General features: G+C 69.0%; 11 protein-coding genes. 6 read left to right on the top strand and 5 right to left on the bottom strand.

Going from position 1 to position 11,463, the window contains the following annotated elements:
* Positions 1–1,227, bottom strand: coding sequence for an MFS transporter (locus NU688_RS32080; RefSeq protein WP_257864949.1), 1,227 nt, complete (start codon positions 1,225–1,227; stop codon positions 1–3).
* 113 nt (positions 1,228–1,340) lie between these two features.
* Between NU688_RS32080 and NU688_RS32075 the strand changes: the two genes are divergently transcribed.
* Positions 1,341–2,285, top strand: a complete 945-nt coding sequence (locus NU688_RS32075; RefSeq protein WP_257864948.1) for a LysR family transcriptional regulator — start codon at positions 1,341–1,343, stop codon at positions 2,283–2,285.
* Here the strand turns inward: NU688_RS32075 and NU688_RS32070 are convergent.
* On the bottom strand, positions 2,269–2,952 hold the full coding sequence (locus NU688_RS32070) for a TetR family transcriptional regulator C-terminal domain-containing protein (protein ID WP_257864947.1): 684 nt from the start codon (positions 2,950–2,952) through the stop codon (positions 2,269–2,271). The genes NU688_RS32075 and NU688_RS32070 overlap by 17 nt on opposite strands.
* 174 nt (positions 2,953–3,126) lie before the next feature.
* On the opposite strand from NU688_RS32070, the gene NU688_RS32065 reads away from it, so the two are divergent.
* On the top strand, positions 3,127–4,197 hold the full coding sequence (locus NU688_RS32065) for an asparaginase (protein ID WP_257864946.1): 1,071 nt from the start codon (positions 3,127–3,129) through the stop codon (positions 4,195–4,197).
* A 7-nt stretch (positions 4,198–4,204) separates the two neighbouring features.
* On the opposite strand, the gene NU688_RS32060 is transcribed toward NU688_RS32065, so the two are convergent.
* Genes NU688_RS32060 through NU688_RS32050 form a run of 3 tightly spaced genes read right to left on the bottom strand, consistent with a single transcriptional unit; the run spans position 4,205 to position 6,839 of the window.
* Positions 4,205–5,035 (bottom strand): phosphatase PAP2 family protein, encoded by an 831-nt coding sequence (locus NU688_RS32060; RefSeq protein WP_257864945.1) that lies wholly within the window; start codon positions 5,033–5,035, stop codon positions 4,205–4,207.
* Positions 5,036–5,046: 11 nt separating this feature from the next.
* Positions 5,047–5,874, bottom strand: a complete 828-nt coding sequence (locus tag NU688_RS32055; RefSeq protein ID WP_257864944.1) for a metallophosphoesterase — start codon at positions 5,872–5,874, stop codon at positions 5,047–5,049.
* On the bottom strand, positions 5,871–6,839 hold the full coding sequence (locus NU688_RS32050; RefSeq protein ID WP_257864943.1) for a diacylglycerol kinase family protein: 969 nt from the start codon (positions 6,837–6,839) through the stop codon (positions 5,871–5,873). The genes NU688_RS32055 and NU688_RS32050 overlap by 4 nt, the downstream gene beginning before the upstream one ends.
* Positions 6,840–7,052: 213 nt before the next feature.
* On the opposite strand from NU688_RS32050, the gene glyQ reads away from it, so the two are divergent.
* From glyQ to NU688_RS32030, 4 genes are read left to right on the top strand one after another with little or no spacing between them, the layout of a single operon-like run.
* Entirely contained in the window at positions 7,053–7,961 is a 909-nt protein-coding gene (gene glyQ / locus NU688_RS32045; RefSeq protein ID WP_257864942.1) for a glycine--tRNA ligase subunit alpha, read from the top strand.
* Positions 7,962–7,976: 15 nt separating this feature from the next.
* Positions 7,977–10,112, top strand: coding sequence for a glycine--tRNA ligase subunit beta (glyS, locus tag NU688_RS32040; RefSeq protein WP_257864982.1), 2,136 nt, complete (start codon positions 7,977–7,979; stop codon positions 10,110–10,112).
* Between the two features lie 34 nt (positions 10,113–10,146).
* Positions 10,147–10,725: a D-glycero-beta-D-manno-heptose 1,7-bisphosphate 7-phosphatase gene (gene gmhB / locus NU688_RS32035; protein ID WP_093442165.1), complete on the top strand. Its 579-nt coding sequence runs from the start codon at positions 10,147–10,149 to the stop codon at positions 10,723–10,725.
* Positions 10,725–11,459, top strand: coding sequence for a 1-acyl-sn-glycerol-3-phosphate acyltransferase (locus tag NU688_RS32030; RefSeq protein WP_013543747.1), 735 nt, complete (start codon positions 10,725–10,727; stop codon positions 11,457–11,459). Before gmhB ends, NU688_RS32030 begins: the two co-directional genes overlap by 1 nt.
* Positions 11,460–11,463: the final 4 nt, after the last annotated feature.

Here is an 11,463-nt window from a genome sequence, read left to right as displayed (position 1 = left end):
TCAGGGCTTGCGAGGCGCCGGCAGCAGCCGCACGGCCAGTGCCGCCATCGCGGTGCCGGTCGCCAGCCAGGTCACGCCGGCCCAGCCCCACTGCGCGAGTGCCAGCGCACCCAGCGCCGAGCCCGCCGCCATGCCGATGAACATGCTGGTGAACAGCACCGCGTTCAGCCGGCTGCGCGCGCCGGGCTCGATGCCGTAGACGATGGTCTGGTGCGCGATCAGCGTGGCCTGCAGGCCCAGGTCGAAGCCGACGGCCGCGATCGCCAGCAGCCAGAGCTGCGCGTGCGGCAGCATCAGCGGCGCGAGGCCCATGGCCGCGAACGACACCACCGCGAGGCCGGCGCCCAGGCGCGTGACCAACTGCGGCCCGCGCCGGTCGGCCAGGCGCCCGGCCAGCGGCGCCGCAAGCGCGCCCGCTGCGCCGGCCAGCCCGAAGGCGCCGGCGGCGGCGCTGCCGAGGTGGAAGGGCTCGCCGTGCAGCATCACCGCCAGCGTCGACCAGAACGCACTGAAGCCCACCGCGAGCAGCGCCTGCGCCAAGGCTGCGCGGCGCAGTGAGCCATGGCGCGACCACAGCGTGCCCAGCGAACCGAGCAGCGCACCATAGGCCAGGTGCGTGGTCGGCCGGAAGCGCGGCAGCCCACGCCAAGCGGCCGCGCCGATGAGCGCGATGCTGGCCGCGGCCGCGATGAACATCGCGCGCCAGCCGAAGTGCTCGGCCACGAAACCGCTCACCACCCGCGACAGCAGGATGCCCAGCAGCAGCCCCGTCATCACCGTGCCGACGGTCTTGCCGCGCGAGGCCTCGGGCGCCAGCGCGGCGGCGGCGGGCACGATGTCCTGCGCCATCGTGGCCGCGAGGCCGATGGCCAGGCTCGCCGCGAGCAGCACGCCGATCGACGGCGCGGCGCCGGCCACCAGCAGCGCGGCGCAGAGGGCCGCCGCCTTGATCAGCACGATGCGGCGCCGGTCGAAGCGGTCGCCCAGCGGCGCCAGCAAGAGGATGCCGAGCGCGTAGCCCAACTGCGTCAACGTGGGAATGAAGCCGACCGCGCGGGTGGAGGCGCCGATGTCGGCGCCCAGCACGCCCAGCATCGGCTGCGCGTAGTAGAGCGATGCCACCGACAGGCCCGCGCCGGTGGCCAGCAGCAGGACCAGCGAGGGCGGCAGCGCGTGGCCGTCCGGCGCGGCGCCTGCGTGGGCATGCATTGTTTGAATGGAAGACATGGTGGTAACCCTAGGTTTTCTGGCGAGGGTTGAAATGTGCTCCTCTGGAATATGGCTTGGTAGCCCCACAGGCCGCACAATGCCTATACGAAGAGCGCATAAAGAGCGAGGAAATGCCGAATTCACCCCCTGCCGCCGACCGCATCGAGTTGATGCAGACCTTCGTCCACATCGTCGAGGCCGGCAGCCTCTCGGCCGCTGCCTTGCGGATGGGCGCGACCCAGCCCACCGTGAGCCGCCGGCTGCAGGCGCTGGAGCGCTCGCTGGGCGTGCGGCTGCTGCGCCGCTCCACGCACGCCGTGAAGCTCACTGAAGACGGCGAGCGCTGCTACGAGCGCGCCAAGGAACTGATCGCCAACTGGCGCGCCTTCGAGGCCGACCTGCGCGGCGTGGGCGACGAGCCCGAAGGCACGCTGCGCGTGGTGGCGCCGCATGCGCTGGGGCAACGGCTGCTGGTCGGCCCGCTGGCCGACTACCTGCGCGCCTATCCGCGGGTGTCGGTCGAATGGCTGCTGCACGACCGCCGGCCCGATTTCATCGCCGAGGGCGTCGACTGCGCGATCCAGGTCGGCGAGGCGACCGACACCATGGCCATCGCGATCAAGCTGTCGGAAGTGCCGCGCGTGGTGGTGGCTGCGCCGTCGGTGCTGGAAGGGCGCAAGCCGCCCACGCATGCATCGGAACTGGCCGAGCTGCCCTGGCTCGCGCTGCGCACCTTCTACCGCAACGAGGTGCAGCTCACGCACCGGCCGAGCGGCGAGGTTGCGCGGGTGCCGATCCGCCCCTGCATGAGCACCGACAGCCTCTATGCGCTGCACAGCGCGGCGGCCATGGGGCTGGGCGCCTGCATCGGCTCGGCCTGGCTCATGAACGACGACATCGCCGCCGGCCGGCTGGTGCAGCTCGTGCCGCAATGGCATGCGGCGCCGCTGCCCGTGTACCTGACTTATTCGCCCGCGCGCTTCCAGCCTGCGCGGTTACGTCGCTTCATCGAGATGGTGCGGCTCGCAATGGCCGACCCAGTGGGCCGCGCCTGGGAGGTCAGGGCGTCGTCTTGATGCCGCAGCCGCCCAGCACGAAGGCCACGAGCTCGCGCGCGATGGGTTCGCGGTCGATGGGCGCGTCGGGCGGCAGGCCCAGCATCACGCGCGTCTGGATCGCATAGTCGGCATAGCTCTGGGTCATGGCCCAGATGTGCATGAGCAGGATGCGCGCATCGAGCGGGCGCATCTGCCCGCGCGCGATCCAGCCGTTGATGATGTCCACCTTCTTCTGCGTCCAGGCCCGGGCGTTGGGCCAGTAGCGGTCCAGGTTGCGACCGCCGTCGAGGATCTCGCGCGTGAAGATGCGCGACATCTCGGGGCTGTCGATGGCGTGGTCCAGCTTCTTGCGGATGTAGTCGCCCAGCACGGTGGCCGGGTCGCTCGCGTCCTCGAACGAGAACACCACCTTCCAGGCGTGCAGCACCTGCATCAGCAGCTCTTCGTAGAGCTCTTCCTTGCCGGCGATGTAGTAGTGCAGCTGGGGCTTGGTGAGGCCGGCGCGCGCGGCGATGGCCTGCGTCGAGGTGCCCTTCAGGCCATGCAGGCTGAACTCGGCCACCGCCGCGGTGCGGATGGCGGCCATGATGCGCTCGCGCCCCGGGCGTGCGCGCGACAGCGGGCCGTCGGGGGCGGGCATTTCCTGGGCGGTGGCGGGGGGCAGGGCGGCGGTGTCGGAGGTCATGCTGGAGATTGCGGCGTGGCGCCCGGGCGATGGTAATCCTTGGCGCATGGCGGCACGCCTCGCCAGAAGGCATGGCCGCATGCAGTGCCGGCATGGCCGTGGAGCGCATGCGGGCACGGTTCATGTATCTTCCTCGCCGCTTCCAGAATTTCACCTCAGACCAAGGAGTCTTCCATGTACCTCTCTCCCCGTTTCAGGGCCTTCGCCGCGGGCGCCGCCCTGCTTGCCGCCAGCGCACTCGCGCAGGCCCAGCAGGCGCTGCCGAACGTGGTGATCCTCGCCACCGGCGGCACCATCGCCGGTGCCGGCGCCTCGGCCGTCAACAGCGCCACCTATGCGGCCGCCAAGGTCGGTGTCGACAAGCTCATCGCCGGCCTGCCCGAACTCGCCAAGGTCGCCAACGTGCGCGGCGAGCAGGTGTTCCAGGTCGCATCGGAAAGCCTCACCAACGACAACCTGCTGACGCTCGCCAAGCGCGTCTCGGCGCTCTCGAAGCAATCGGACGTCGACGGCATCGTCATCACCCACGGCACCGACACGCTGGAAGAAACCGCCTACTTCCTCACCCTGACGGTGCACACCAACAAGCCGATCGTCGTGGTCGGCTCGATGCGTCCCGGCACGGCCCTCTCGGCCGACGGCGCGCTCAACCTGTACGACGCGGTCAACGTGGCGGGCAGCAAGGACGCCGTGGGCAAGGGCGTGCTGGTGACGATGGGCGACAACATCGACAGCGGCCGCGACGTGAGCAAGAACGTCAACATCAAGACCAGCGCCTTCTCCAGCCAGTGGGGTCCGCTGGGCATGATCGTCGAGGGCAAGAACTACTGGTTCCGCGCGCCGGTCAAGCGCCACACGATGAACTCGGAGTTCGACATCGACAGCATCAACGCGCTGCCGCCGGTGGAGATCGCCATGGGTTACGAAGGCGTGTCGTCGGTGGCCATCGACGCCATCGCCAGGAGCGGTGCCAAGGCGCTCGTCCACGGCGGCACGGGCAATGGCTCGGTGGCCGACCGGATCGTTCCGAACCTGCAGAAGGCGCGCACCGATGGCGTGATCGTGATCCGCAGCTCGCGCGTGCCCGACGGCTTCGTGATCCGAAACGCCGAGCAGCCCGACGACAAGTACGACTGGGTGGTGGCGCACGACCTGCGTCCGCAGAAGGCGCGCATCCTGGCGATGGTGGCCTTGACCAAGACCAGCAACACCAAGGACCTGCAGCGCATCTTCTGGGAGTACTGATCCCAGGTCAGCGCGCGGTGCGGCGCTTGCGGTGCCGCGCGTATTCCAGGCTGCTCACGCACACGAGCAGCCAAGCGAAGCCGGTCAGCAGGCCGGCCGCCACATCGCTCGCAAAGTGCACCTGCAAAAAGATGCGGCTGCACGCGATGGTCAGGATGGCGCCCACGGCCGCCATCGCCGCCGGCACATGCCAGCGCGCCGGCAGCGTGCGCAGCGCCAGGTACAGCAGCATCCCGTAACTCACGATCGCGCCCGCGCTGTGTCCGCTCGGGAAGCTGTAGCTCGTCTCGAACGCCAGCCCGTGGTCGTGCAGCGGTCGCGCCCGCTCGAAGATGTGCTTGAGCGCGGGGTTCAGCAGCACGATGCCGCCGAGTGCCAGTACCCATCCGAGTGCCAGGCCGCGGTGCGCACGGCGCCACAGCACCGCGGCGACCACCAGGCACACCGGCGCGAGAAAGGCGAAGTCGCCCAGGTGGGTGAGCCAACTGAATGCGACGAGCGCCGTCCACGGCACGTGGGTGCCGATGGCATCGGCCAGCGCCTGGTCGGCCAGGCCCATCGAGTGACCGTCGGAAAGCTTCGACGCGATCCACGCGAACACGCTCGCCGCCGCCAGGATCAGCAGGAATCCCGCCGCGAGCCCGACCGCGATGCGCGGTTCGCTGGGTTCCTCGGCATCGAGCGCCTTGAAGTGGCGGCGCTGCAGCGTCCAGCAGATGGCACCGGCGCCGAGCACCGACACGGTCCAGATCGAAAGAAACCAGCCGAGCGCGTGGGCACCGAGTTGCTGGGCGAGGAGGACGAGAGGAGGAGTGAGAGAGGAGGCTTCCAAAGGCATGCGGCAGGACCCTAAGGGGCCGTCGCGCTGCTGGCAAGCGAAAGCGGAAATACTTTGGCGCACACGAAGGCTTTGTCGGCCGCGGCGTAGTCCCAGCGTTCCACGCGGCAGGCGCGCGTGTCGCCGCTCATGTCCAGGCGCACCACGTTCACCGAATTCGGAAAACCGGCGCGCACGCGGTGCGACACCGCCGTACCCGCCTGCACGGCGAACGCGGTGCGCCTGCAGCCCGAGAACGCGTCGTGCAGCGAGCGTACATAGGGCAGGTGGATGTGCCCGCCCAGGATCAGGTCGACGCCCGCCTCGGACCACCGCGCCACGGCCCGCTCGCGCCCGTGCAGGCGGTTCGACATGTCCTCCTGCCGCGTGACCATCACCGGCTGGTGCGTCACCACCACGCGCAGTTGCGAGGGCCTTGCCGCCGCGAGGCGCGCCGCCACTCGCTCGACCTGCGCGGGCGACACCACGCCGTCTGTATGCCGGTACCACCGCGTCGTGTTCACGGTGACGACGAGCCATTCGTCGGACTCGAACACCGGCTCCAGGTCGTCGCCGAAGGCCTCCCTGTACCGGCCGTAGGGCGAGAAGCAGCGCGCCGCGAGCTGGAACAGCGGGATGTCGTGGTTGCCCGGAACGACGAGCTTCGCGGGCGCCGCGAGCCGGTCGACGAAGGCGCGCGCCGCCGCGAACTGCACGCGCGTGGCGCGCTGCGTGATGTCGCCCGACATCACCACCACCTGCGGCGCCAGCGCCTCGGCAAACCGCTCGAGCGCGCGCAGCACCTCGGGCTGCTCGGTGCCGAAATGCGGATCGGAGATCTGCAGCAGGCAATGGTTCATTGCTTGGCCGCCTCCAGCTCGGGCGCGACGTCGGGCCGCACCAGCCACAGCGGCTCGGGCGACACGCGGAACAGCAGCGGCATGTCGGCCCAGGCGATCTCGCCGTCGGTCGCCACCTTCACGCGGCGCGGCGCGCGCAGGCGGCCGGCCTTCACCGTCATCGATTCGAAGGGAAAGCTCAGCACCTGGTCGGCGCGTCCGAGCTTGCCCATCGCGCCGCGCACCAGCAGCTCCGGCATGGCCAGCACCCCGACCGGCTTGAGCGCAATCGCCGCGAGCTGACCCTGCTCGGGTGCATAGGCATGCTCGATGCCCACCTGCAGCAGCTGCAGCGGGTTGTTGCCCACGAAGAGCGTCGGCGTGCGGATGTCTCTCTCCTGCCCGCGCCAGGCCATGCGCAGGTTCCAGTGCCGGTGGCGGCCGCGCATCACCGTCAGGAGGCCCGCGAAAAATGCGATCCACCGGCTGCGGCCGTAGCGCGCCTTGTAGGTTTCGCGCTCCTCCAGCAGTTCGGCGTACAGGCCCATGCTGGCGTTCACCAGAAAGACGCGGTCGTTGACCAGCCCCACCTGCACGGCGCGCGGCTGCTCGGTCAGCAGCACCTGCAGGGCCTCGGCCGTGTCGCGCGGAATGCCGTGGGTGCGGCTGAAATAGTTGAAGGTGCCCTGCGGCAGCACGCCGAAGGCGCAGCCGCTGCCGAGCGTGGCCTGCGCCACCGCGTTGATGGTGCCGTCGCCGCCTGCGGCCACCACCACGCCGCCCGCGGCGCGGGCGCGTTCCACGGCTTCGCGCGCCAGTGCCTGCACCCGGCCGGGGCCGTCGACCAGGAAGATGCGGTGCTTGCGGCCGGCCGCGGCAAAGCCTTCCTCGATGACCCGGCGGGCCTCGGCGGCGCTCTCGCTGCCGGAGCCGGCATTGAGCACGATGAAAAACGGAGCGTTCGGACCGATGTGGGGCGGTTGCATGTCTGTGGGGATGGAGAAAGACAGGCCCGGGAGGGCCGCGTGAAGGGCTGCCGCGTGCGGCTGGCCGGTGGTTGTCTCATGCCCGGCCGGGCGGCGGGAGCGGCCGGCATCCCGCCCGGCTGTGGGAGAGTTGCCCTCCGCCCGTAAAATCGTCCGCTTTCGCGGCGCATCGCCGCGCTACCGTCCAATGTCCGGCCTGCGCCGGCCAGCTTCATGTTGACCTTCCAGCAAATCATTCTCAAATTGCAGTCGTACTGGGCCGACAAGGGCTGCGCGCTGCTGCAGCCGTACGACATGGAGGTGGGCGCGGGCACCTCGCACACCGCCACCTTCCTCAGGGCCCTCGGCCCCGAACCCTGGAAGGCCGCCTACGTGCAGCCCAGCCGCCGCCCCAAGGACGGCCGCTACGGCGAGAACCCCAATCGCCTGCAGCACTACTACCAGTACCAGGTCGTGCTGAAGCCGGCGCCCGCCAACATCCTGGAGCTCTATCTCGGTTCGCTGGAAGCCCTGGGCTTCGACCTGAAGAAGAACGACATCCGCTTCGTCGAAGACGACTGGGAGAACCCCACGCTCGGCGCCTGGGGCCTGGGCTGGGAAGTCTGGCTCAACGGCATGGAGGTGACGCAGTTCACCTACTTCCAGCAGGTCGGCGGCATCGACTGCAAGCCGATCACCGGCGAAATCACCTACGGCCTCGAGCGCCTGGCGATGTACCTGCAGCAGAAGGAAAGCATCTACGAACTGGAATGGGCGCCCGGCGTGACCTACGGCGACGTGTACCACCAGAACGAGGTCGAGCAGTCGACCTACAACTTCGAGCACAGCGATGCCGAATTTCTCTTCACCGCCTTCAACGCGCACGAGAAGCAGGCCAAGCACCTCATGACCGAACAGCTCGCGCTGCCGGCCTACGAGCAGGTGCTGAAAGCTGCGCACAGCTTCAATTTGCTCGATGCGCGCGGCGCGATCAGCGTGACCGAGCGCGCCGCCTACATCGGCCGCATCCGCAACCTCGCGCGCAGCGTGGCGCAGAGCTACTACGACAGCCGCGAGCGCCTGGGTTTCCCGATGGCGCCGCGCGAATGGGTTGCGCAGATGCCCCCGAAGAAAGCCGCCTGAGCGATGACGATCTCCATGAACAACAAGAACTCCCTGCTGGTCGAACTGTTTGTCGAAGAGCTGCCGCCCAAGGCCCTCAAGAAGCTCGGCGACGCCTTCGCGGGCGTGCTGCGCGACCAGCTCGTGGCGCAAGGCCTGGCCGAAGCCGGCTCGGTGCTCACCGCCTACGCCTCGCCGCGCCGGCTGGCCGCGCACCTCACGCATGTGGCCGAGCGCGCCGCCGACAAGGCCATCTCGCAAAAGCTCATGCCCGTGGCCGTGGGGCTCGATGCCTCGGGCCAGCCGACGCCCGCGTTGCTCAAGCGCCTGGGCGCGCTCGGCGCCGACGCCTCGGCCGTGCCCGGCCTGAAGCGTGCGATGGACGGCAAGGCCGAAGCGCTCTTCTACGAAAGCACCGCCAAGGGCGCCACGCTGGCCGAGGGCCTGCAGAAGGCGCTGGCCGAAGCCATCGCCAAGCTGCCGATTCCCAAGGTGATGAGCTACCAGCTCGAGAGCGGCTGCGAGCTGCCGGGCTGGAGCAGCGTGAGCTTCGTGCGCCCCGCGCACGGCCTCGTGGCGCTGCACGGAAGCACCGTGGTGCCCATCGAGGCGCTGGGCCTGAAGGCCGGCCGCGAGACGCACGGCCACCGCTTCGAGGCGGCGGTCGATCCGGTCGTGCTGCGCGATGCCAACAGCTACGCGCTGCAACTGCAGGACGATGGCGCGGTCATCGCGAGCTTCGAAGCCCGCCGCGCCGAAATCGCGCGCCAGCTCGCGGCGGCCGCGGTCAAGGTCGGCGGCGGCTCGGTGCCGATCCACGACGACGCGCTGCTCGACGAAGTGACCGCGCTGGTCGAACGCCCCAACGTGCTGGTCTGCAGCTTCGAGCGCGAGTTCCTCGAAGTGCCGCAGGAATGCCTCATCCTCACGATGAAGGCCAACCAGAAGTACTTTCCGCTGCTCGATGCACAAACCAAGCTGACCAACAAGTTCCTGGTCGTCAGCAACATCAGCCCCGACGACGCGAGCGCGGTCATCGAAGGCAACGAGCGCGTGGTGCGCCCGCGCCTGGCCGATGCCAAGTTCTTCTTCGATCAGGACCGCAAGAAATCGCTGGCCTCGCGTGTCGAATCGTTGGGCAAGGTGGTCTATCACAACAAGCTCGGCACGCAGGGCGAACGCGTGCAGCGCGTGATGCACATCGCGCGCGGTATTGCCGAAAAACTCGGCGATGCAAAGGTCGCCGCACAGGCCACGCAGGCCGCGCAACTGGCCAAGGCCGATCTCGTGACCGACATGGTCGGCGAGTTTCCCGAGCTGCAGGGCACGATGGGTCGCTACTACGCGCTGCACGACGGCCTCGATGCTGCGGTGGCCGATGCGATCGAAGACCACTACAAGCCGCGCTTCGCGGGCGACGAACTGCCGCGCAACAGCGTCGGCCTCGTGGTCGCGCTGGCCGACAAGCTCGAGACGCTGGTCGGCATGTTCGGCATCGGCAACCTGCCCACCGGCGACCGCGACCCGTTCGCGCTGCGCCGCCATGCGCTGGGCGTGATCCGGATGCTGATCGAGAAAGACCTCGCACTGGGGCTCGACGCCCTGTTGCAGGACGCCGCCGCGCAGTTCAAGGACATTGCCGGTTTCGACAGCAGCAAGGCCACGGTCGAGCTGCGCGACTTCATCCTCGACCGCCTCGCCGGCAGCCTGCGCGAGCAGGGCGCGAGCGCGCAAGAAGTCGACGCCGTGCTGGCCCCGCTGCCGCAGCGCCTGGGCGAAGTGCCCAAGCTGCTGGCCGCCGTGCGCGCCTTCGCCGCACTGCCTGCCGCGGCCGCGCTGGCCGCGGCCAACAAGCGCATCGGCAACATCCTCAAGAAGGCGCCCGAGGCCGACGCGCATGTCAGCGAGCTGCTGCTGCAGGAGCCCGCCGAGAAGGCGCTGCACGCCGCCATGGCCAAGGTCGTGCCCGCCGCCAACGCGCAATTCGAAGCCGGCGACTACACCGCCTCGTTGCAGACGCTGGCCGTGCTGCGCGAGCCGGTCGATGCCTTCTTCGACGGCGTGATGGTGAATGCCGAACAGGCCGACCTGCGCCTGAACCGGCTGGGCTTGCTGATGTCGCTGCACGCTGCGATGAACCGCGTGGCGCAGCTCGAGCGGCTGGCCGTCTGATCCCTTCGACGACTCCTCCACCGGTGGCATCGCCATGAAACTCGTCATCCTCGACCGCAACGGCACGATCAACGTGCACCGCGAAGACTTCGTCAAGAGCGACATCGAGTGGACGCCGCTGCCCGGTGCGCTGGAGGCCGTGGCGCGCCTGAACCATGCGGGGTGGCATGTGGTGGTCGCGTCGAACCAGTCGGGCCTCGGCCGGGGCCTCTTCGACATGGCTTCGCTCAATGCCATGCACGCCAAGATGCACAAGATGCTCGCGGCCGTGGGTGGCAAGGTCGATGCGGTGTTCTATTGCCCGCACAGCCCCGACGAGGGCTGCGACTGCCGCAAGCCCAAGTCGGGCCTGTTCCTGCAGATCGGCGACCGCTACGGCATCGACCTCAAGGGCGTGCCGACCGCGGGCGACAGCCTGCGCGACCTGCAGGCGGGCGCGGCCGCTGGCTGCGAACCGCATCTCCTGCTCACGGGCATGGGCGCGGCCTGCATCGGTGTCGATCCGCTGCCGCCCGAATATCCGGCGAACACGATGGTTCACGAGAACCTCGCCGCCTTTGTCGACTTCCTGCTCGTGCGCGAAGCGCGGGCTGCACTCCAGGTAGCTGTCTGATGGCGTTTATCCGTTCCGTTCTCCACGCACTCTGGATGCTTGTCACCGTGGTGCCGTGGGGCATCATCATGTGCGTCAGTTCGATCTGGAAGCGCGGCATTCCGCTCTACTGGATGGCCGAGCAATGGCTCAGCTGGGCCATCGGCGGCGCGCGCGTGCTGCTGGGCATCAAGACGCGCGTGACCGGCATGGAGAACCTGCCGACCGACCAGCTCGCCGGCGCGATCCTGCTGGTCAAGCACCAGTCCACGCTCGAGACCTTCCTCATGCCCACGCTGATGCCGCATCCGCTGGCCTACGTGTTCAAGAAGGAACTGATCTACGTGCCCTTCTTCGGCTGGGCGATGGCGCGGCTGGACATGATCCACATCGACCGCAGCCAGCGCGCGCAGGCCTTCAACAAGGTGGTGAACCAGGGCCGCAAGCTGCTCGCGCAGGGCATCTGGATCATCATGTTCCCCGAAGGCACGCGCATTCCGCGCGGGCAAAAGGGCACCTACAAGAGCGGCGGCACGCGCCTGGCCTGCGAGACCGGCGTGCCGGTGATTCCGATTGCGGTCACCTCGGCCAAGGTCTGGCCGCGCAAGGCGTTCATCAAGCGGCCGGGCGTGGTCGATGTGTCGATCGGGCCGGCGATCTCGAGCGTGGGTCGCAAGCCCGATGAGCTGATGCGCGAAGTCGAAGCCTGGATCGAAGCGGAGATGCACCGGCTCGATCCCGAGGCGTACCGCTAGATAG

This window comes from Variovorax sp. ZS18.2.2 (genome assembly GCF_024701975.1).
Taxonomy (GTDB): Bacteria; Pseudomonadota; Gammaproteobacteria; order Burkholderiales; family Burkholderiaceae_C; genus Variovorax.
The sequence above is the reverse complement of the archived record's forward strand: the minus strand, read 5'-3'. Positions and strand labels throughout refer to the sequence as shown.

What these genes read in the sequence shown, in the direction of transcription:
- NU688_RS32080 (WP_257864949.1), bottom strand. Translation starts at nt 1,227, where the DNA reads ATGTCTTCCATTCAAACAATGCATGCCCACGCAGGCGCCGCGCCGGAC.
- NU688_RS32075 (WP_257864948.1), top strand. Translation starts at nt 1,341, where the DNA reads ATGCCGAATTCACCCCCTGCCGCCGACCGCATCGAGTTGATGCAGACC.
- NU688_RS32070 (WP_257864947.1), bottom strand. Translation starts at nt 2,952, where the DNA reads ATGACCTCCGACACCGCCGCCCTGCCCCCCGCCACCGCCCAGGAAATG.
- NU688_RS32065 (WP_257864946.1), top strand. Translation starts at nt 3,127, where the DNA reads ATGTACCTCTCTCCCCGTTTCAGGGCCTTCGCCGCGGGCGCCGCCCTG.
- NU688_RS32060 (WP_257864945.1), bottom strand. Translation starts at nt 5,035, where the DNA reads ATGCCTTTGGAAGCCTCCTCTCTCACTCCTCCTCTCGTCCTCCTCGCC.
- NU688_RS32055 (WP_257864944.1), bottom strand. Translation starts at nt 5,874, where the DNA reads ATGAACCATTGCCTGCTGCAGATCTCCGATCCGCATTTCGGCACCGAG.
- NU688_RS32050 (WP_257864943.1), bottom strand. Translation starts at nt 6,839, where the DNA reads ATGCAACCGCCCCACATCGGTCCGAACGCTCCGTTTTTCATCGTGCTC.
- glyQ (WP_257864942.1), top strand. Translation starts at nt 7,053, where the DNA reads ATGTTGACCTTCCAGCAAATCATTCTCAAATTGCAGTCGTACTGGGCC.
- glyS (WP_257864982.1), top strand. Translation starts at nt 7,977, where the DNA reads ATGAACAACAAGAACTCCCTGCTGGTCGAACTGTTTGTCGAAGAGCTG.
- gmhB (WP_093442165.1), top strand. Translation starts at nt 10,147, where the DNA reads ATGAAACTCGTCATCCTCGACCGCAACGGCACGATCAACGTGCACCGC.
- NU688_RS32030 (WP_013543747.1), top strand. Translation starts at nt 10,725, where the DNA reads ATGGCGTTTATCCGTTCCGTTCTCCACGCACTCTGGATGCTTGTCACC.